Origin of the sequence: Frondihabitans australicus, assembly GCF_003634555.1 — a bacterium.
GTDB classification, from domain to species: Bacteria; Actinomycetota; Actinomycetes; order Actinomycetales; family Microbacteriaceae; genus Frondihabitans; species Frondihabitans australicus.
The window spans coordinates 775,902-796,048 of record NZ_RBKS01000001.1 but is presented as its reverse complement, the minus strand read 5'-3'; the positions used below and the strand labels follow the sequence as shown (position 1 = coordinate 796,048).

Sequence of the window (20,147 nt, the reverse complement as noted above, 5' to 3'; positions counted from 1 at the left end):
GTGCGGCTAGCGCTGTTCGGCGAGACCGAGCGCGATCAGCTCGTCGAGGAGCGCCGGGTAGCTGAGCCCGGAGGCCAGCCAGCACGCCGGGAACATCGAGATCGGCGTGAACCCGGGCATCGTGTTGAGCTCGTTGACGACGAAGCCGTCGTCGGTGAGGAACACGTCGACGCGGGCGAGCCCGGCGCCGCCGATCGCCTCGAAGGCGCGGGCGGCGAGGTCCTGGAACGCTGCGAGTTCGGCGTCGGTGAGCGGCGCGGGGCAGAGCAGCTCGGCCCCGGGGCCACCGAGATACTTCGACTCGAAGTCGTAGAAGCGGTCGTCGGAGAGCACGATCTCGCCGGCCACCGAGACACGCGGTGCTCCGCCGTCGACGCCGCCGAGCACGGCGATCTCGACCTCGCGGCCCACGATCGCGGCCTCGATCAGCACCTTGTTGTCCTCGGCGAGGGCGACCTCCATCGCCTCGGCGAGCGACGCGAGCGACGTGGCCTTCGAGACCCCGACGCTGGAGCCGGCGCGCGCCGGCTTCACGAACACGGGCCAGCCGAGCTCCTCCGCGCGCTCCTCGACGACGGCGCGGTGGTCGCGCCACTCGTGCGCGCGGACGGTCAGCCAGGGGGCGACGGCGATGCCGGCCTGCTGCAGGACCGACTTGGAGAAGTGCTTGTCCATGCCGACGGCCGACCCGAGGATCCCGGCTCCGACGTACGGCAGGCCGACCAGCTCGAGCATGCCCTGCACCGAGCCGTCCTCGCCGAAGGGGCCGTGCAGGATGGGGAAGACGACGTCGATGTCCCCGAGCGACGACACCTCGCCCGAGGCCGACACGACGGTCATCTCGCGCGTGGCGGCCGAGTCGGGCCACCGCACCCGCGTGCCGTTGTCGTCGACCACCGGCAGCTTCGTCGCGTCGAGCGCGAAGTGCTCGGCATCGTCGGGCTGGAGCGTGTAGGCGCCCTCCTTCGTGATGCCGACCGGCACGACGTCGTACTTCGAACGGTCGAGGGCGGCGAGCACGCCGCCCGCGGTGGCGCAGCTGATCGAGTGCTCGCTGGAGCGCCCTCCGAAGAGCACGACGACCTTCAGGCGGGCAGCGGGAGCGGTGTCGGTCACGGGGGCCTTTCGGGTGGTGGCGAGCCGGCTATTCGCCCTGTGGCTCTCCGGTCTCGGTGAGATGCGGCGCGATGTCTCGCGGATCCAGCGTACCGGCGAGCACCTCGGCGACCTGGGCGACGATGGGCATGTCGACTCCCCTGCTGCGGGCGAGCTCGAGGATCGGCGCGACCGAGGACAGCCCTTCGGCGGTCTGGTTCATCTGCCGCACCACGTCGTCGTACCGGTAGCCCTGCCCGAGAAGGCGGCCCGCCGTGTTATTGCGAGACAGGGGTGACTGGCAGGTCGCGATGAGGTCGCCGAGACCCGCCAGGCCCGCCATCGTCGACGGCTGCGCGCCGAACGACACGGCGAAGCTGGTCATCTCGGCGAGCCCCCGCGTCATGATCGACGCCTTGGTGTTCTCGCCGTAGCCCACGCCGTCGACGATGCCGATGGCCACCGCGATGAGGTTCTTGAGCACGCCGCCGAACTCGGTGCCGATCACGTCGGTGTTGACGAACGAGTGGAAGTAGGGGTTCGTGGCCGTCGCGGCGACGAGCGTCGCCGTCTCGAGGCTCTCCGACGAGATGACCGCGGCGGTCGGCTGCCGCTTGGCAATCTCGAGCGCGAGGTTCGGGCCGGAGGCGACGGCGACGAGCGCGGGATCGATCCCGAGCTCCTCGACGATCACCTGGCTCATCCGCAGGCCGGTACCCTTCTCGACGCCCTTCATGAGACTGACGACCGGCACGCCGGCGGGCACGAGGTCGCGGATGTCGCGGAGGTTCTCGCGCAGAGTCTGGCTCGGCACCGATACGTAGATCTGCTCGGCCCCGTCGAGAACTGCGGGGATGCTGGGCGACGCGGTGAGCCCGATGGGCAGGTTGATGCCCGGCAGGTAGTCGGTGTTGCGGTGCGTCTCGGTGACCTCGCGGGCGAGCTCCGGGCGACGCGCCCACATCTGCACCTCGGCGCCGCCCTCTGCCAAGACCTTCGCGAAGGTCGTGCCCCAGGATCCCGCACCCAGCACGGCGACCCGCCGCTCGAGGGCCTGAGCCTGCACGATCGAGATGGCCTCCGTCGTCACCGAGCCGGCGTTGAGGGCCGACAGCGAGGCGCTGGGGCCCGAGTTGTCGCGGCGGCCATGACGCTCCGAGCGGGAGGGCTTGGACGGTTTCGGCGGTTTGGAGTCTCTACTTCTCGGGTTCAAAACGGCCGATCTCGCTCTGGTTGTGCTGCGCGGGGTCGTAGCGGACTGCGGGCGGGGTGCCGTCACGCAGCTCCTGCAACAGGCCGGTGATCGCCTGCATGACCTTCTCGGTCGCCTCGAGCAGCTCGGACTGCGTGAGACTGCGCCCACGATAGGCCGACAGGTCGACAGGATCGCCGAAGGCCGCACGGATCCGCTTGCGGGGGAACAGGCTGAAGCCCTTGCCGTACCGCGGCATGATCGTCTGCGCGCCCCACTGAGCCATCGGGATCAGCGGCACGCCCGCCTCGAGAGCGAGCCGCACGGCGCCGGTCTTGCCACGCATCGGCCAGAGGTCGGGCTCGCGGGTGAGCGACCCCTCGGGGTAGACGATCACGCCCTCGCCTCGTGCGATCGCCGCAGCGCCCGCGCCGACGGGGTCGGAGCCCCGCGTGCGGCCGGTGCGGTCGACGGGCACCTGGCCGGTGGAGCGCAGGATCCCGCGCAGCACCGGCACCTTCCAGAGCGACGCCTTCGCCATGAACCGCGGCACGCGCCCCAGTCGGAACAGGATCACGCCGACGATCAGCGGGTCGTAGTTCGAGTAGTGGTTCGGCGTCACGACGAAGCCGCCCGTGGCCGGGAGCTTCTCGCTGTAGCGGACGGTGTACTTCGCCTGAGCGACGAAGATCGGCATGGCCAGGCGTCCGAGGACGCCGAAGGTCAGGTTCCGCTCGCGGATTCGACGTGTCGACGGCGGCAGAGGCCTATCGGGCGAGGACACTATCCTGCGAAGTCGAAGTCCGCCCCGAGCTTCCGGAGCTTCGCCACGAAGTGCTCGTACCCGCGCGCGATGATCCCGACGTTCGTGATCTTCGACTCGCCCTCGGCGGTCAGCGCCGCGATGAGGTGGCTGAAGCCGCCGCGCAGGTCGGGCACCCGGATGTCGGCCCCGTGGAGAGGGGTCGGCCCGGTGATGACCGCGGCCTGCTCGAAGTCGCGACGCGCCACGCGACGCTGGACGTCTTTGAGGCCGTCCTTGTGCACGACGATCTTGGCTCCCATGTCGTTGAGCGCCTCGGTGAACTGGAAGCGGTTCTCGTACACGGTCTCGTGCACGATCGACGTGCCGTGCGCCTGGGTCAGCGCCACGACGAGAGGCTGCTGCCAGTCGGTCATGAAGCCGGGGTGCACGTCGGTCTCGATGACGACGGGCTTCAGCTCGCCACCCGGGTGGTAGAAGCGGATGCCGTCTTCGTGGACGTCGAACTCGCCGCCGACCTTGCGGAAGACGTTGAGGAACGTCATGAGGTCTTGCTGCTTCGCGCCCTCGACGAAGATGTCGCCCTTGGTGGCGAGGGCCGCGGCGGCCCACGAGGCGGCCTCGTTGCGGTCGTTGATCGCGCGGTGCGTGTAGCCGTTCAGCGACTTGACGCCCTCGATGAAGATCACGCGGTTGGGCTCGACGTTCACGATCGCGCCCATCTTCTGCAGGATCGCGATGAGGTCCATGATCTCGGGCTCGATCGCCGCGTTGCGCAGCTCGGTGACGCCCTCAGCGAGAACCGCCGTGAGCAGCACCTGCTCGGTCGCGCCGACGCTCGGGTACGGGAGCTCGATGTTGGCGCCCTTGAGGCCGTTCGGAGCGGTGAGGTGAATGCCGTTGTACGACTTGTCGACGATCGCGCCGAAAGCTCGGAGGGCGTCCATGTGGAAGTCGATAGGGCGATCGCCGATCCTGCAGCCGCCGAGGTCGGGGATGAAGGCCTCGCCGAGACGGTGCAGCAGCGGCCCGCAGAACAGGATCGGGATGCGGGAGGAACCCGCGTGCGCGTCGATCTCGGCGAAGTGCGCCGTCTCGACGTTGGACGGGTCGAGGATCAGCTCGCCGCGCGCCGGGTCGGTGATGCGCACCCCGTGGATCGAGAGCAGGCCCCGCACGACGTTGACGTCGCTGATGTCCGGGACGTCCTTCAGGATCGACGGCGTGTCGCCCAGAAGCGACGCCACCATGGCCTTCGTGGCGAGGTTCTTGGCCCCGCGCACCTCGATGCGACCGATCAGCGGCTTGCCGCCACGGATCACGATCTCGTCGGACTTCAGCCCCACACGGGCACCCGCTGCTGCTGCGTCTTGTACGAGAGAGTTCACTACTTCACCGGCAATGTCTTGGGCCGCCATGATGCGCGGCGCGATTCGTATTCTGTGATTGCGGCCTCGTCACGCAGGGTCAGGGCGATGTCGTCGAGGCCCTCGAGGAGACGCCACTTAGTGTAAGCATCGACCTCGAACGAAACCGTGAGGCGAGCACCCGTGGCGCTTTCGACACTCACCGTCTGCTCAGGCAGGTCAACCGTGATCTCGGGCGAACCCTTCCCGCTCGCCACCGACTCGTCGATGATCGCCCAGATGCGCTCGACGTCGGGCTCGGTCACGACCGCCGTGAGGAGGCCCTGCTTGCCCGAGTTGCCGCGGAAGATGTCGCCGAAGCGCGGCGAGATGACGACCTCGAAGCCGAAGTCGCGCAGCGCCCAGACGGCGTGCTCGCGGCTCGATCCCGTCCCGAAGTCGGGCCCGGCGACGAGCACCTTGGCACCCTGGAACTCGGGCTGGTTGAGCACGAACGCCGGGTCCTGGCGCCACGAGTAGAAGAGGGCGTCGTCGTAGCCCGTCTTCGTGACGCGCTTGAGGAACACCGCCGGGATGATCTGGTCGGTGTCGACGTTCGAGCGCTTCAGGGGCGCGACGGTGCAGGTGACGATGGTGGTCTTGTGCATCAGAGTGCCCCCTCGGTCTGCAGGTCGGAGGTCGGAGGAGCAGCCGAGTCGTCGCCCGGCGCGAGGTCCCACGGGCTCGAGAGCGTGCCCCGGATAGCCGTCGCAGCGGCCACGAGCGGCGACACGAGGTGCGTCCGCCCACCCTTCCCCTGGCGGCCCTCGAAGTTGCGGTTCGACGTGGACGCGCAGCGCTCCCCCGGAGCCAGCTGGTCGGGGTTCATGCCGAGGCACATCGAGCAGCCGGCGAAGCGCCACTCGGCGCCGAAGTCGGTGAACACCTTGTCGAGCCCTTCGGCCTCGGCCTCGATGCGCACGCGGGCAGAGCCCGGGACGACCATGACGCGGACGCCGTCTGCCTTCTTCTGGCCCTTGACGATCGACGCGAAGGCGCGGAGGTCTTCGATGCGGCTGTTGGTGCACGAGCCCATGAAGACCGCGTCGACCCGGATGTCCTTCATCGGGGTGCCGGCGTCGAGATCCATGTACTCGAGCGCGCGCTCGGCCGCGGCCTTCTCGTTGGGGTCGGCGATGGTCGCAGGATCGGGGACGGTCTCGGAGAGCGAGACGCCCTGCCCCGGGTTGGTGCCCCACGTCACGAACGGCTCGAGCTCGTTCGCGTCGAGGAAGACCTCGGCGTCGAACACGGCGTCGTCGTCGGTGGCGAGGGTGTCCCAGTAGGCGACGGCTTCGTCCCAGTCGGCGCCCTGCGGAGCGTGCGGGCGGCCCTCGAGGTAGTCGTAGGTCGTCTGGTCGGGAGCGACCATGCCGGCGCGGGCTCCGGCCTCGATCGACATGTTGCAGATGGTCATGCGCCCCTCCATCGAGAGGGAGCGGATCGCCGAGCCGCGGTACTCGAGCACGTAGCCCTGGCCGCCGCCGGTGCCGATCTTGGCGATGACCGCCAGGATGATGTCCTTCGCGCTCACGCCGGGGCGCAGCTCGCCCTCGACGGTGATCGCCATCGTCTTGAACGGCTTGAGCGGCAGGGTCTGCGTGGCGAGGACGTGCTCGACCTCGCTCGTGCCGATGCCGAACGCCATGGCGCCGAACGCACCGTGGGTCGAGGTGTGCGAGTCGCCGCAGACGACGGTCACGCCGGGCATGGTGAGGCCCAGCTGCGGGCCGACGACGTGCACGATGCCCTGCTCGGCGTCGCCGAGCGAGTGGAGGCGCACGCCGAACTCGGCGGCGTTGGTGCGCAGCGTCTCGATCTGCACGCGGCTGGTCGGCTCGGCGATGGGCCGGTCGATGGCGAGGGTCGGCGTGTTGTGGTCTTCGGTCGCGATGGTGAGGTCGAGGCGGCGCACAGGGCGGTCGGCCTGACGGAGTCCGTCGAACGCCTGGGGGCTCGTGACCTCGTGCACAAGGTGGAGGTCGATGTAGAGAAGGTCGGGAGCGCCGTCGGCGCCTTTGACGACCACGTGGTCGTCCCATACTTTTTCTGCGAGCGTTCTACCCAAGGGTGTGCCCTCCATCGTCGAGTGTCGGATTCTCGAGTCTACCGCCGCGTTTCGAGCAGGTTTCACGAACGATCTACCCCGACGTCGGCCTCGGCTCCTACCATGTGCCGTGTCGAGCCCTCGCCTGGAGCTTCGGCGGGGAGGCGGTCATGAGCGGGTGGAGCCCACCGCGACCCGAGCGCGAGCTGGTCGAGTGGCAGGAGCCGGCGAGACGCCCTTCCTCCGAGGCCCGGCCCGAGGCGCCCGCGTTCGCCGGCCCGTGGGCTCCTGCGCCTCGACGTCGTCGACGGAGGCTGACGATGCCGGGCCCCGCGCGGATCGCCGTGCTGCTGGCGGTCATGGCCGCGACCATCGCCGTGGTCGCGGGTGTCGGGACGGCGCTCACGCCGCGCTACGGCGACCTCGAGCCCTACGGGACGACACCGGTCGCCGACCTGCGCACCAGGCCGACGACCGAGGGCTGGTCGGTGAACCTGGCGCGCGCCGTGATGCCCGGGGTGCCGGTGCGCTGCGTGGGATTCCAGTCGTCGGACTCGACCGGGCGCTACGTCGTGGTCACCGGGACGACGCCGTCGCTGGGGTCGTCGAGCCGCTGCTCGCAGGCCTCCGTCGACCAGATCGACTCGACGGTGGCGCTCCTCGACACCGACACGGGCAGGGTCCTCTGGTCGAAGAACCTGCAGGGCTCGTTCCCGTCGCGCAGCGGCGCCGTGCTGCTGGAATACGAGTCGGTGGTCCCGGACGCGCACAGCGTGCTGGTGCAGCTGAGCGTCGACGGCGTCTCGACCTACGCGGCGCTGTCCATGACGAGCGGGGACGTCCTCTCCTCCACCGCCCTCGACCCGGAGTCGACCGGAGGGCTGCCCACGGTGAGCGGCGGGCTCGTCCTCATCGGCGGGAGCGTCGCGCGCTCGGGGGCGACGCAGTACGAGCTCGCGCAGGTCGACCGCATCGGCGAGCCCGTCTGGACCGCCGTGCTCGACGACGACCACGCGCCGATCCTCACCGACACGGCGGCGTTCGCCTCGATCGACGGCCGGTCGTCTCGCATCGACGCCGACACCGGGAGGATCACGCAGCTCGGGAACGGCTCGGTCGACCTCACGAGCACGATCTCGGACTCCGGCGAGCTCTTCACGAGCGACACGCTGCGCAGCGGCGTCGTCGTGACGGCGTACGACGACTCCGGCCGCGCACTCTGGACCCGCAGCGGGATCGGCGACCTCTCGGGGCTGACACGGGACTGCCTGATGACCTCGCTGCCGGGCACGTCGCGCGGCTCCTGCGTCGACCGGGCCACCGGCCGCGTGCGATGGTCGACCGACATCGCCACGGGCTCGTTCGCGTACTCCGTGCCGGGCCAGACCACGAACCAGATCATGGTCTACCGCAACAAGGGCGACGTCACCGAGCTCGACTTCTTCGACGGGGCGACCGGGCGGCTGCAGTACCCGATCGAGCTGCCGCCGGTGAGCTTCACGATTCTGGCGGCCCGGACGACCGGGTATCTCCAGGTCTCGTCGGACAGCGGCACGCCCACCGGCATCACGGCGTTCGACACCCGCACCGGCAAGCAGCTGTGGACGCTGCCGGAGGCCGGAACCCGCGACACGTCGTTCTGGGGCGGGCAGCTCGTGCGGCTCTCGAAGAACGGCGTCGCGACCCAGCTCGTCGACCGTCCGCGCACCGTTCTCGGCGAGTAGAGTCGGCACCGCCGGGGCGAGGACGCCCCGGCATCGGTGCGAGGAGGCACGGTGGTCGACGAAGGCGACGCACCCGTCGACGAGACCCCGTCGTGGGCTCCGCCGCGACCGCCGTCGTACACCAGCGCCTGGTCCCCGCGAACCTCTTCGGGGGTGCCCCGGGCGCAGGATCAGCGTGAGCACCTCACCCCGGCGCCACCGGCCGCGCCGCCTGCCGCGGTGGGGGTCCGGTGGGAGGCCGAGCGACGTGATCGCCGGCCGCGCGTTCTGTCGCGGCTGTCGGTGACCCGGCGGATCCTGCTCGCCTACGGCTGCCTCGCGGCGGCGATCCTGCTCGTCGTGACGGTCGGCGGCGCGCTCCAGCCGACCTACGGGGCGCTGCAGCCGTGGCGCGGCCTGCACGTCGACGACGTCCGCTCGGCGCCGAACCAGTCGTCCTGGGCCGTCGACCTCGCCGCGATCATCTCGCCCGGCACGCCTCCTGAGTGCCTCCGCTTCTCGACCCTCGACGTCGGCGCCGACCTCGTCGCGATCCGGGCCGACGGGGCCTGGGCGTACGGCTTCGCGCCGGAGTCGTCGTGCTCGGTGGTGCCCGCCGGCTTCGGCTCGCGCGTCGCCGTCGTCGACACACGCGACGGCGACGTGCGCTGGGTGCACGACGTCACAGACGACTTCATCGTGTCGCAGGGCGCCTCGGTGACCGACATGACCTCGCTCGACGACGGATCGCACCTGCTCGTGCACGCCGAGACGGCCAACCAGCAGGTCGTCGAGAACCTGTCGCTCGCCACCGGCCAGGTGCTCGACACCACCGGCGAGCTGCCCTGGTCGCAGGATGATCGCTACACCGCCTCGGGCAGGGTCGTGGCGCTCGGAGCCCTCTCCAGCGACAGCCTCGAGTACACCTACGAGCTCCGGAACGCCGACGACCTCTCGCGCATCGTGTGGTCGGGCCACGGCAACGAGTCGGCCACGATGATCGCGCTCTCCGACCGCCTCCTGCTCGGCGGTCGCGGGACCCTGCAGATCCCCCTGGCGACAGGAGTCGCGACCGACTGGGGCGGGCCGGTCTCGACGACGTCGGGCTACGCGGTGCACGACGACGACGTCTTCGCAGCCAACGTGTCCGGCTCGGGCGTCACCACGCGCATGACCCGCGGCTTCACGGCCCTCGACCGCACCGGACAGGTGCTGTGGAAGTCCGACCTCGACCTGCGCGGCTCGTACTCGACCACGCGGTCGTGCCTCGCGGTCACAAACGAGGCGGGCGACACCATCACCTGTCTCGACTACCGCACGGGCAAGCCGCTGTGGACCACCGACGTCGGCAGCTACTCGTTCGCCGGCAGCGCTCCCGGCCAACGCACCGACGACGTCTACACGGTCACGACCGGCTCGCAGGCGCAGCTCGTCGCGGTCGACGGCGCGACCGGCCGCATCCGGTTCGAGACCGACGTGCCCGCAGGATCCACGGTGGTCGCCGCCTCCGACACCGTCGCCTACGTCGCGGCCTCCGGGTTCACCGGTGCCAGGTCGACGGTCATCGCGGTCGACGCGTCCAGCGGCCACACGCTCTGGACGCGTTCGTCACAGGTGCAGGTGGGAGTGTGGGGCGGCCATCTCGTGGACGTGGGGATGGACGGCCTGGCCCGGCGCCTCGGGTCGTAGGCTCGGGGCGATGAATGACGCCGACCAGCCCGAGCGCCCCGAGCGCCTCGCCATCGACCGGCTGGTGACCTTCACCGACGCCGTCGTCGCGATCGCCATCACGCTGGTCGCCCTGCCCCTCGTCGACGTCGCGGGCTCGGTGCGCTCGCCTGAGCAGTTCTTCTCCGAGTCGGGCTACGCCGTGACGGCCGCGGGCATCAGCTTCGCCGTGATCGGGTCGTTCTGGCGCGACCACCACCACCTGTTCCTGCGGGCCACCGACTACCCGCCGCTCATGCTGCGCGTGACGCTGCTCTGGCTCGCCTGCATCGTGTTCCTGCCGGTCGCGACGGTCATCGAGGTACGGTCGCCCTCGGGCAACCGGTCGGCGTACGCGCTGTACCTCGGCACGGTGCTGCTGGCGATGGTCCTCTACCGGTTCGAGGAGATCCTCCTGGCCCACGCGGGATTCCTCCGCGACGGCAAGGGTCGGAGTCCGAGCCAGGGCGAGCTGCTCGTCGACTGGGTGCCGGTGATGCTCATGGTGCTCGTCATCGTCGTGACGCTCATCATCGCCGGGCGGGTGGGGCTCTGGAGCCTCGTGCTTCTCGCCGTGGGGCGGCCGCTGCAGGCCTGGCTGCTCGCCCGAGCGCGGCGCCGGGCCAGCGGCGTCGACGGGTCAGCGGCGTCGTAGGGACGCCGCGCGCTGTCGCGGAGACGCGGCGCGCGGTCCCGTAGGGTGGCGACGTGCTCGTCACCATCACGTACCGCGGCACCGACGCGTCGGACCTCGGCTTCCTCCTCCACAAGCATCCCGGCCGTCTGCAGTCGTTCTCGCTGAGCGTCGGAACGGCCCACGTCTTCTACCCGGAGGCGACCGACGAGGCTTGCACGGCCGCGCTCCTGCTCGAGGTCGACGCGATCGGCCTGGCCCGGAGCCGCCGGTTCGGCGGCGGCGAGGCCCGCACGCTCGCGCAGTACGTCAACGACCGCCCGTACGCCTCGTCGTCGATGCTGTCGGTGGCGCTGTCGCAGGTGTTCCGGACCGCCATGACCGGGCGCTGCGACGCGCGGCCCGAGTTGGCGGCGAGCGCACTGCCGCTGGAGATCGGCGTGACCGCGCTGCCCGCTCGCGGCGCCGACGACCTCGTGGCACGCCTGTTCGAGCCACTCGGCTGGTCGGTGGCGGCGACGCCGGTGCCGCTCGACGCGGAGTTCCCCGAGTGGGGCGACTCCCGCTACGTCGACCTCGTCCTCACCGGAACCGTCCGGCTGGCCGAGGCGCTGCGGCAGCTGTACGTCCTGCTGCCGGTGCTCGACGACTCGAAGCACTACTGGGTCGGCGACGACGAGATCGGCAAGCTCCTGCGGGCCGGTGACGGGTGGCTCGGCGCCCACCCCGAGCGCGAGCTCATCACGACGCGCTACCTCGCGCACCAGCGCTCGCTCGTGCAGGGAGCCACGGCGCGCCTCGAGGAGCTCGACGACTCGGTCTCGCAGGCCTCCGACGAGGCCGACGACGCTCTCGTGGCCGCGGATGCGCCGACTCCGCTGCGGATCCACCGTGCCGAGGCCGTGATGCGGGCGCTCGAAGACCTGGGGGCGCGGCGGGTGGCCGATGTGGGGTGCGGGCCGGGGGCGCTTCTGTCGCGGCTGGTGCCCGATCCTGCGTTCACCGAGATCATCGGCACGGATGTGTCGGCCCGGGCTCTCGACGTCGCGGAGGCCCGTCTGCACCTGCGCGACCTGAACGATCGGGCTCGCGCCCGGATCCGGCTGCTGCAGTCGTCGGTGACCTACGAGGACGACCGGATCAGGGGCCGCGACGCGATCGTGCTCATGGAAGTGATCGAGCACATCGAGCCGTCGCGCCTCGACGCGCTGGAAGCGACGGTCTTCGGGCACGCGGCGCCCGGCGGCGTCGTCGTGACGACGCCGAACGCCGAGTACAACGTGCTCTACCCGACGCTCGCCGCCGGCACGATGCGTCACACCGACCACCGGTTCGAGTGGACGCGGGCCGAGTTCGCGGAGTGGGCGTCGCGTGTGGCCGCGACCCACGGCTTCACGGTCGAGCATCGCGACGTCGGCGACGTCGACCCCGTGCACGGCTCCCCCACCCAGCTCGCCCTGTTCAGGAGGATCTGATGGCCGAACTCACCGTGCCCCGCATGTCGCTCGTCGTGCTCGTCGGTACCTCGGGCTCAGGCAAGTCGACCTTCGCCGCGCGGGCGTTCGAGCCGTTCGAGACTCTCTCGAGCGACTACTTCCGCGGGCTCGTCTCCAATGACGAGAACGATCAGAACGCCACGGGCGCCGCGTTCGACGCACTCCGCTACGTCGCGGCGACGAGGCTGAAGCGCGGCCTGCTCACGGTCATCGACGCGACGAACGTGCAGCCGCAGGCCCGGCGGTCGTTCGTCGAGCTGGCCCGCGAGCACGACGTCCTGCCGGTCGCGATCGTGCTCGACGTGCCGCAGAGCGTGAGCGTCGCGCGCAACGAGTCGCGTACGGATCGCGACTTCCCGGCGTCGGTGATCAAACGGCAGAACGACCAGCTGCGGCGGTCGCTCCGCGGGCTCGGCCGGGAGGGCTTCCGGCGGGTCCACGTGCTGACCGGGGTCGACGAGGTCGAGGCCGCCACGATCGTGCGCGAGCCGCTGCTCAACGACCTGTCGCACGAGACCGGCCCGTTCGACGCCATCGGAGACGTGCACGGCTGTCTGTCCGAGCTCGTCACCCTGCTGGTCCGGCTGGGCTACGAGGTGACGCAGGATCCCGAGGGCCGACCGATCGACGCCGCTCACCCCGAGGGTCGCCGCGCGGTGTTCCTCGGCGACCTCGTCGACCGGGGCCCCGACGTCGTCGGGGTGCTGCGACTCGCCATGGGCATGGTCGCCAACGGGCACGCTCTCGCCGTGCCGGGCAACCACGAGAACAAGCTCGTGCGCGCGCTGCAGGGGAAGAACGTGCAGACGTCGCACGGCCTCGCCGAGACGCTGGCGCAGCTCGCCGACGAGACACCGGAGTTCCGGGCCGAGGTCGAGAGGTTCTGCCGCGACCTCGTCTCGCACCTCGTGCTCGACGGCGGGCGCCTCGTCGTCGCGCACGCCGGACTCCCCGAGCAGTACCACGGGCGCGCGTCGGGCCGCGTGCGGTCGTTCGCGCTGTACGGCGACACCACCGGCGAGACCGACGAGTACGGCCTGCCGGTGCGGTACCCGTGGGCGAACGACTACCGGGGGTCGGCGACCGTCCTCTACGGTCACACTCCGACCACCGAGCTCGAGTGGGTCAACAACACGCTCTGCCTCGACACCGGGTGCGTCTTCGGCGGAGCACTCTCGGCCCTCCGCTACCCCGAGCGCGAGTCGGTGCAGGTGCCCGCTGAACGGGTCTGGTACGAGCCCGTCAAGCCGCTCGGGGTGTCGGATCCTGCGACCTCGTCGGCGGGGGCCGGCGCTGGGTCGCGGGCGCCGGGCGTGCTCGCGATCGGCGACGTGCTCGGCAAGCAGATCGTCGAGACGTCGTGGCACGGCAAGATCAGCATCCGCGAGGAGCAGGCGGCCGGGGCGCTCGAAGTGATGAGCCGGTTCGCCCTCGATCCCCGGCACCTCGTGTACCTGCCGCCGACGATGAGCCCGCCGGCCACCTCGGCTCTCCCCGACCTCCTGGAGCACCCGGCCGAGGCGTTCGAGGCGTTCCGGCGCGAGGGCGTGTCGAAGGTCGTCTGCGAGGAGAAGCACATGGGCTCGCGGGCCGTCGTGCTGCTCACCCGCGACCCCGCGCGCTTCGGCGCGCCCGACGGCTGGCGGGGCGTGGCCTACACGCGCACCGGCCGGCCGTTCTTTGACGACGCGCTCGGCTCGGCCTTCCTGGCCCGGCTCGACGCCGCGGTCGACGGTGCCGGGCTGTGGAGCGAGCTCGACACCACGTGGATGCTCTTCGACGCCGAGCTGCTGCCGTGGTCGCTGAAGGCCGAGAGCATGATCCGCGACCAGTACGCCTCGGTCGGCGCCGCTGCGACGGACGCACTGCCCCGGGCGGTGTCGGCGCTGTCTCGGGCTGCGGCGTCGGGCGTCGACGTGGGCGACCTGCTCGCCCGCACCGAGGCGCGCTCCCGCGACGCGGCGCTCTACGTCGACGCCTACCGCCGCTACGTCGCCCGCACCGACGGGCTCGACGGCGTGCAGCTCGCGCCGTTCCAGCTGCTCGCCAGCGAAGGAGCGTCGCACGCGCGACGCGATCACGGCTGGCACCTGTCGATCGCAGACCGACTTGCGGCGCAGGATCCCGCGTTCGTGCGCCCGACGCGCAACGTCACCGTCGACCTCGGCGACGAGTCATCCGTCGCCGGCGCCACCTCGTGGTGGGAGTCGCTCACCGCCGCGGGCGGCGAGGGCATGGTCGTGAAGCCCTTCGACGGCCCGCAGCGCCTCGAGCGCGGCCTCGTGCAGCCCGGAATCAAGGTTCGGGGGCGGGAGTACCTCCGCATCATCTACGGGCCCGACTACACGGAGCCGGCGAACCTCGCTCGCCTCAAGGACCGCAACCTCGGGCTGAAGCGCTCCATGGCGCTGCGGGAATACGCCCTCGGCCTCGAGGCGATCGACCGCTTCGTGGCCGGGGAGCCGCTGTGGCGAGTGCACCAGGCGGTGTTCGGGGTGCTCGCGCTCGAGTCGGAGGCCGTCGACCCGCGGCTGTAGCAGTGGCGCCGCATCCTCGCCCCGCAGCCTCCGCTCCACCCAATTTCCGGACACAACACCAACGCTCACCGTGGTGTTGTGTCCGGATTTTGGGTGGACGATGCGCTCCCCCGCCCTTTAGGCCCTCTCCCGGACGGAGTTTCAACCGGCGACTATGACAGCGGCTCTGCCGCCGTCTCTTTAGGCCTTAAATAAGCACAGAGATGCAAATGGCTCCTCCCGTAGGGAGAAGCCATTTGCATCGTGACCCCAACCGGATTCGAACCGGTGTTATCGCCGTGAGAGGGCGACGTACTAGGCCGCTATACGATGGGGCCGTTTTTGCGACTCGTCGAGTATGCCAGGTCGGTGGGGCGGCTGCAAATTGAGAGGTACTCACTGACGAGGGAGTCTCGGATCCTGCGCCCGGCCTGGTCGCCGCCGCCGTGAGTACGCTGGCGGCATGCAGGTGACGAAGTACGAACATGCCGCTCTGGTGCTCGACGAGGGCGGGCGTCGGCTCGTGATCGACCCGGGCGGATTCACGCGATCGCTCGGCGACGTGAGCGCCGTCGACGGCATCGTGATCACGCATGAGCACCCGGATCACTGGACTCCGGCGCAGCTGGCGGCGCTCGTCGCCGCGAACCCGTCGGCGCGCGTGTTCGGCCCGGCCGGGGTCGCCGCAGCTGTCGCCGCCGCAGACCTCGGCATCGATGTCGACGTGGTCGCGGACGGCGACACGCGCGCGGTCGGCCCGTTCTCGCTGCGCTTCGCGGGTACCCACCACGCGCTGATCCACTCGAGCATCCCGATCATCGACAACACAGGGGTGCTCGTCAACGGCACGCTGTTCCACCCGGGCGATTCGTACACGCTGCCTCCGGTCGGCGGTGTCGTGCTCGCGGCTCCGGTCGGCGCGCCCTGGCTCAAGATCAGCGAGGCCATGGACTACGTCGCCGCAGCTTCGCCATCGAAGCTCTTCCCGATCCATGAGTGGACGCTCTCCCCCACCGGACTCGGCATGCACCTCGACCGCCTGCGGTCGATGGTCGAGCCCGCAGGAGCCGAGGTCGTCACGCTCGCTCCCGGCGACACCCTCGACGTCTAGCCGCGCGCGACCGCCCCTGGCCCAGGGAGGGAAGCAGGCGTGGCCTTCCTCCCTGCCGTCAACGAGTCGCCGCCACATCCTCCCGAGGTGCGACTGGCGGCGAATTTGCCCTCCCGGACGGCGCGCACTTCCTCCCGAAGCGCGGCGCACTGGGCACGCCTGAAGCACAACGCGCGTTCGAGAGGAGTTTTCTCCTCCCGAGCGCGCGTGACAGAGCCCGTCAGGGCGAGGGCCGACGACTAAGCGTCGAGACGCGTCAGCCAGCCGTGGCGGTCGGGGCGACGGCCGTACTGGATGTCGGTGAGCTCCGCCCGGAGCGACAGCGTGAGCGAGTCGGGGCCGGCGACCGGCGACACGATCGACACGCCGTCGCCCTTGAGCTCGGCGATCGGCACGACCACGGCCGCGGTGCCGCACGCGAACACCTCGACGATGTCGCCTGAAGCCACGCCGTCGCGCCACTCGTCGATCGACACGCGCCGGCGCTCGACTCGGTGACCGCGGTCCTCCGCGAGCTGCAGGATCGAGTCGCGCGTGATGCCCTCGAGAATCGAGTCGCTGTCGGGCGTGACGATCGTTCCGTCCCTGTAGACGAGCACCACGTTCATGCCGCCGAGCTCTTCGATGTAGGCGCCGTCGGTGGAGTTCAGGAACAGCACCTGCGAGCAGCCGTGCTGGTACGCCTCCTCCTGCGGCAGGAGCGACGCCGCATAGTTGCCGCCCGTCTTCGCCGCACCGGTGCCGCCCTTGCCCGCGCGCGAGTATGTCGTCGACAGCCAGATCGACACGGGCGCGACGCCGCCGGTGAAGTACGCGCCGGCCGGGCTCGCGATCACGTAGTAGCCGACGCGGTGAGCGGCACGCACCCCGAGGAAGCTCTCGGTCGCGATCATGAACGGGCGGAGGTAGAGCGAGGTCTCGTCGGCCGACGGCACCCACTTCTCGTCGACGGCGACGAGCTGCTTGAGCGACTCGACGAAGTCCTCGACCGCGAGCTTCGGCAGCGCGAGGCGCTCGGCCGAGCGCTGCAGGCGGTGGCCGTTGGCGTCGGGGCGGAAGGTCCACACCGAGCCGTCGGCGTGACGGTACGCCTTGATTCCCTCGAAGATCTCCTGGGCGTAGTGGAAGACCGAGGCCGCAGGATCGAGCGACAGCGGCCCGTACGGAACGACGGCGGCATCGTGCCAGCCCTCGTCGACCGTCCACTCGATCTGCACCATGTGGTCGGTGAAGTACTTGCCGAACCCGGGATCGGCGAGCATGGCCTCGCGCTCGGCGTCGGCACGGGCGGCGGGCGTGGGGGTGAGTTCGAACTGCAGCGGGTAGGTGGTGTCGGTAGTCGTCATGACCGATCGTCCAATCGAAATCTAGAGAGTTGTAGCGACCCGGCTGACGGCCCGTGCGATGGCGTCACCGATCTCGGAGGTGGTGCGGGCCCCGGCCAGAGCGGATCGTGCCTCGATGTCGGCCTCGACGGCCTCGGTCACCCGACGCGCCTCGTCGGGGAGACCGAGGTGGTCGAAGAGAAGGGCGGTCGAGAGGATCGCGGCGGTGGGATCGGCCTTCTGCTGGCCTGCGATGTCGGGAGCGGAACCGTGCACCGGCTCGAACATGCTGGGGAAGGTGCCGTCGGGGTTGATGTTGCCCGAGGCCGCCAGGCCGATGCCGCCGCTGATCGCGCCAGCCAGATCGGTGAGGATGTCGCCGAAGAGGTTGTCCGTGACGATGACGTCGAATCTAGCAGGGTCGGCGACGAGGTGGATAGTCGCCGCGTCGACGTGCTGGTAGTCGACCGCGATGTCGGGGTAGTCGACCGAGACGGCGTCGACGGTGCGCTGCCAGAGCGACCCGGCGAAGACGAGCACGTTGGTCTTGTGGACCAGGGTCAGGCGGTGCGCGGGGCGCTTCTGCGCCAGGTCGAAGGCGTAGCGGACGACGCGCTCGACGCCGTAGGCCGTGTTGACGCTGACCTCGTTGGCGATCTCGGCAGGGGTGCCGACGCGGAGGGCGCCGCCGTTGCCGACGTACGGGCCCTCGGTGCCTTCGCGGACGACCACGAAGTCGACGTCGCCCGGGTTCGACAGCGGCGACGGCACACCCGGGTAGACCTTCGTCGGCCGCAGGTTGACGTAGTGGTCGAGGGCGAAGCGGAGCTTGAGCAGGAGCCCTCGCTCGATGATGCCGCCTCGAAGCTCGGGGTCGCGCGGGTCGCCGCCGACGGCCCCGAGGAGGATCGCGTCGTGCTGCTTGATCGCGTCGAGGTCGGCGTCCGTGAGGATGTCGCCGGTCGCCTTGTAGCGCGCGGCGCCGAGCGAGAACTCGGTCACGTCGAACTCGACCTCGCCGCCGTCGACCGCCGCGCGGAGCACCTTCAGCGCCTCGGCCACGACCTCGGGGCCGATCCCGTCGCCCGGGATGCTTGCGAGTCGGACAGTGCGCGCCATGAAGGTCTCCTCGAAGGTCTGTGCTGAGACCCCCAGCTTACCGACGGCGCAGGATCCGGACGCCGCCCGTCCCGAGGGCTACGGTGCATGAATGAGTATCGGAACCGGAATCGGCCTCTTCGTGATCGGCGCCATCCTCGCCTTCGCCCTGAACTTCCAGGTGGCAGCCATCAACATCCACCTGATCGGCTACATCCTGATGGCGGCCGGGGTGGTGGTGTTCATCCTCGGCCTCGTCTTCACGCTCCGCGGACGCCAGACCACCTCGTCGACCACGATCGACCCTGCGACGGGTCGCCAGGTCACTCGTCGTCGCGACGCCGGCGACCTCTGAACGCTGGCGCGGCGGCCGGCGGCAACCGCCGACGGCGGTGCAGGCCGCCTCGCACAGAGCGCTACAGCGTGACGTCGATCTCCTGCATCACGTCGGCGTCGATGGCACGACGGACCTTCTCGAGCAGACCCTCGGGCGCCGGGCTGTCGATCGTGAGGACAGACAGCGCCTGGCCGCCGGCGGTCGTGCGGGCGATCTGCATGGCGGCGATGTTGATGCCGGCCTCGCCGAACTCCTTGCCGTAGACCGCGACGATGCCGGGGCGGTCGGTGTAGACCATGACGATGTGGTGCTTGGCGAGCGGCACCTCGACGTCGTAGCCGTTCACCTCGACGATCTTCTCGACCTGCTTGGGGCCGGTGAGAGTGCCCGAGACCGAGATCTGGCGGCCGTCGGCCAGAGCGCCGCGGATCGTGATGATGTTGCGGTACTCCTCCGACACGGCGTCGGTGAGCAGGCGCACGGTCACCCCGCGCTGCTCGGCGAGGAGAGGCGCGTTGACGTAGCTCACGGTCTCCTGCACGGCGTCCGAGAACACGCCCTTGAGCGCGGCGAGCTTGTACACGGAGACGTCGAACTCGGTGAGGTCGCCGTGCACCTCGACGTCGATCGAGGTGAGGGGGCTGTCCGCGAGGCCCGCGAAGACCTGGCCGAGGCGCTCGACGAGCGAGATGCCGGGGCGGACGTACTCGTCGATGACGCCGCCGGCGACGTTGACGGCGTCGGGAACGAGCTCGCCGCCGAGGGCGAGGCGCACCGACTTCGCGACCGAGACGCCGGCCTTCTCCTGGGCCTCGTCGGTCGACGCGCCGAGGTGCGGCGTGACCACGACGTTGTCGAGCTTCAGCAGGTCGAGGTTCGTGGGCGGCTCCGACACGAAGACGTCGAGGCCGGCGCCGGCGATGACGTCGTTCGAGAGCGCCTGGTAGAGGGCATCCTCGTCGATGAGACCACCGCGCGCGACGTTCACGATGAAGGCCGTGGGCTTCATCAGGTTCAGCTGCTCGGTCGAGATCATCCCGGTCGTCTCAGGCGTCTTCGGCATGTGGATCGTGATGAAGTCCGCCGTCTGCAGCAGCTCGTCGAGCGGCAGCAGCGTGACGCCGAGCTGCTGGGCGCGGGCCGGGGTGACGTAGGGGTCGTACGCGACGATGTTCATGCCGAACGCCTGGAGGCGGGCGGTGATGAGCGCGCCGATCCGGCCCAGGCCGATGATGCCGACGGTCTTCTCGAACAGCTCGACGCCGGTGTACTTCGAGCGCTTCCACTGGCCCTGCGCGAGGGCGTTGTGCGCGGCCGGGATGTGGCGGGCCAGGCTCAGGATGTGACCCACCGTGAGCTCGGCGGCCGAGATGATGTTCGACGTGGGGGCGTTGACCACCATCACACCGGCGTTCGTGGCCGCCTTGATGTCGACGTTGTCGAGGCCGACACCCGCGCGGGCGACGACCTGGAGCCGCGGAGCGGCGGCGATCGCCTCGGCGTCGACCTTCGTGGCCGAGCGGACCAGGATCGCGTCGGCGTCCTGCAGCGCGGAGAGCAGCGCGGGCCGGTCGGTGCCGTCGACACTCCGGATCTCGAAGTCCGGACCGAGCGCGTCGACGGTCGCGGGCGAGAGTTCTTCGGCGATCAGGACGATCGGCTTTGCCACGGTGAAGCCCTTCTTCTCAAGACGACGCCCTGGCCGAAGCGCGACCGG

The 20,147-nt window shown here is 70.3% G+C and carries 16 protein-coding genes and 1 tRNA gene; 7 read left to right on the top strand and 10 right to left on the bottom strand.

Annotated elements, in window-relative coordinates; translation table 11 throughout:
- Window positions 1-6: 6 nt before the first annotated feature.
- The 6 genes from C8E83_RS03675 to leuC all read right to left on the bottom strand — a co-directional run bounded on the left by C8E83_RS03675 (window position 7) and on the right by leuC (window position 6,539).
- Window positions 7-1,116, bottom strand: coding sequence for a D-alanine--D-alanine ligase family protein (locus C8E83_RS03675; RefSeq protein ID WP_121368490.1), 1,110 nt, complete (start codon window positions 1,114-1,116; stop codon window positions 7-9).
- Window positions 1,117-1,144: 28 nt separating this feature from the next.
- Window positions 1,145-2,185 carry an NAD(P)H-dependent glycerol-3-phosphate dehydrogenase gene (locus C8E83_RS03670; protein ID WP_245981393.1) on the bottom strand — a complete coding sequence of 347 codons (1,041 nt, stop codon included), beginning with the start codon at window positions 2,183-2,185 and terminating at the stop codon, window positions 1,145-1,147.
- Between the two features lie 106 nt (window positions 2,186-2,291).
- Window positions 2,292-2,984 (bottom strand): lysophospholipid acyltransferase family protein, encoded by a 693-nt coding sequence (locus tag C8E83_RS03665; protein ID WP_121371714.1) that lies wholly within the window; start codon window positions 2,982-2,984, stop codon window positions 2,292-2,294.
- Between the two features lie 86 nt (window positions 2,985-3,070).
- Window positions 3,071-4,438, bottom strand: coding sequence for a UDP-N-acetylglucosamine 1-carboxyvinyltransferase (gene murA / locus C8E83_RS03660; RefSeq protein ID WP_121368489.1), 1,368 nt, complete (start codon window positions 4,436-4,438; stop codon window positions 3,071-3,073).
- Window positions 4,438-5,064, bottom strand: a complete 627-nt coding sequence (leuD, locus tag C8E83_RS03655; RefSeq protein ID WP_121368488.1) for a 3-isopropylmalate dehydratase small subunit — start codon at window positions 5,062-5,064, stop codon at window positions 4,438-4,440. Before leuD ends, murA begins: the two co-directional genes overlap by 1 nt.
- On the bottom strand, window positions 5,064-6,539 hold the full coding sequence (gene leuC / locus C8E83_RS03650; RefSeq protein WP_121368487.1) for a 3-isopropylmalate dehydratase large subunit: 1,476 nt from the start codon (window positions 6,537-6,539) through the stop codon (window positions 5,064-5,066). Before leuC ends, leuD begins: the two co-directional genes overlap by 1 nt.
- A gap of 134 nt (window positions 6,540-6,673) precedes the next feature.
- Here leuC and C8E83_RS03645 point away from each other — a divergent pair, with 134 nt between their 5' ends.
- From C8E83_RS03645 to C8E83_RS03625, 5 genes are read left to right on the top strand one after another with little or no spacing between them, the layout of a single operon-like run.
- Entirely contained in the window at window positions 6,674-8,227 is a 1,554-nt protein-coding gene (locus tag C8E83_RS03645) for an outer membrane protein assembly factor BamB family protein (RefSeq protein WP_121368486.1), read from the top strand.
- A 51-nt stretch (window positions 8,228-8,278) separates the two neighbouring features.
- Window positions 8,279-9,895 (top strand): outer membrane protein assembly factor BamB family protein, encoded by a 1,617-nt coding sequence (locus tag C8E83_RS03640; protein ID WP_147430075.1) that lies wholly within the window; start codon window positions 8,279-8,281, stop codon window positions 9,893-9,895.
- Window positions 9,896-9,905: 10 nt separating this feature from the next.
- A complete protein-coding gene (locus tag C8E83_RS03635; RefSeq protein ID WP_121368484.1) occupies window positions 9,906-10,568 on the top strand; it encodes a TMEM175 family protein in 663 nt (220 codons plus the stop codon).
- Between the two features lie 53 nt (window positions 10,569-10,621).
- A complete protein-coding gene (locus tag C8E83_RS03630) occupies window positions 10,622-12,022 on the top strand; it encodes a 3' terminal RNA ribose 2'-O-methyltransferase Hen1 (protein ID WP_121368483.1) in 1,401 nt (466 codons plus the stop codon).
- Window positions 12,022-14,580: a polynucleotide kinase-phosphatase gene (locus C8E83_RS03625; RefSeq protein WP_121368482.1), complete on the top strand. Its 2,559-nt coding sequence runs from the start codon at window positions 12,022-12,024 to the stop codon at window positions 14,578-14,580. Before C8E83_RS03630 ends, C8E83_RS03625 begins: the two co-directional genes overlap by 1 nt.
- A gap of 244 nt (window positions 14,581-14,824) precedes the next feature.
- Here C8E83_RS03625 and C8E83_RS03620 read toward each other — a convergent pair.
- Window positions 14,825-14,897: transfer RNA gene (locus C8E83_RS03620), tRNA-Glu, on the bottom strand.
- Window positions 14,898-15,022: 125 nt separating this feature from the next.
- On the opposite strand from C8E83_RS03620, the gene C8E83_RS03615 reads away from it, so the two are divergent.
- Window positions 15,023-15,670, top strand: coding sequence for an MBL fold metallo-hydrolase (locus C8E83_RS03615; protein ID WP_121368481.1), 648 nt, complete (start codon window positions 15,023-15,025; stop codon window positions 15,668-15,670).
- 239 nt (window positions 15,671-15,909) lie between these two features.
- Here C8E83_RS03615 and C8E83_RS03610 read toward each other — a convergent pair whose 3' ends face one another.
- Both C8E83_RS03610 and C8E83_RS03605 read right to left on the bottom strand, forming a co-directional pair.
- Window positions 15,910-17,016 (bottom strand): branched-chain amino acid aminotransferase, encoded by a 1,107-nt coding sequence (locus tag C8E83_RS03610; RefSeq protein ID WP_121368480.1) that lies wholly within the window; start codon window positions 17,014-17,016, stop codon window positions 15,910-15,912.
- Between the two features lie 21 nt (window positions 17,017-17,037).
- Window positions 17,038-18,114 (bottom strand): 3-isopropylmalate dehydrogenase, encoded by a 1,077-nt coding sequence (locus C8E83_RS03605; protein WP_121368479.1) that lies wholly within the window; start codon window positions 18,112-18,114, stop codon window positions 17,038-17,040.
- Window positions 18,115-18,205: 91 nt separating this feature from the next.
- On the opposite strand from C8E83_RS03605, the gene C8E83_RS03600 reads away from it, so the two are divergent.
- On the top strand, window positions 18,206-18,448 hold the full coding sequence (locus C8E83_RS03600; protein WP_121368478.1) for a DUF6458 family protein: 243 nt from the start codon (window positions 18,206-18,208) through the stop codon (window positions 18,446-18,448).
- 61 nt (window positions 18,449-18,509) lie between these two features.
- Here the strand turns inward: C8E83_RS03600 and serA are convergent, their stop codons facing one another.
- Window positions 18,510-20,099, bottom strand: coding sequence for a phosphoglycerate dehydrogenase (gene serA / locus C8E83_RS03595; protein ID WP_121368477.1), 1,590 nt, complete (start codon window positions 20,097-20,099; stop codon window positions 18,510-18,512).
- Window positions 20,100-20,147: the final 48 nt, after the last annotated feature.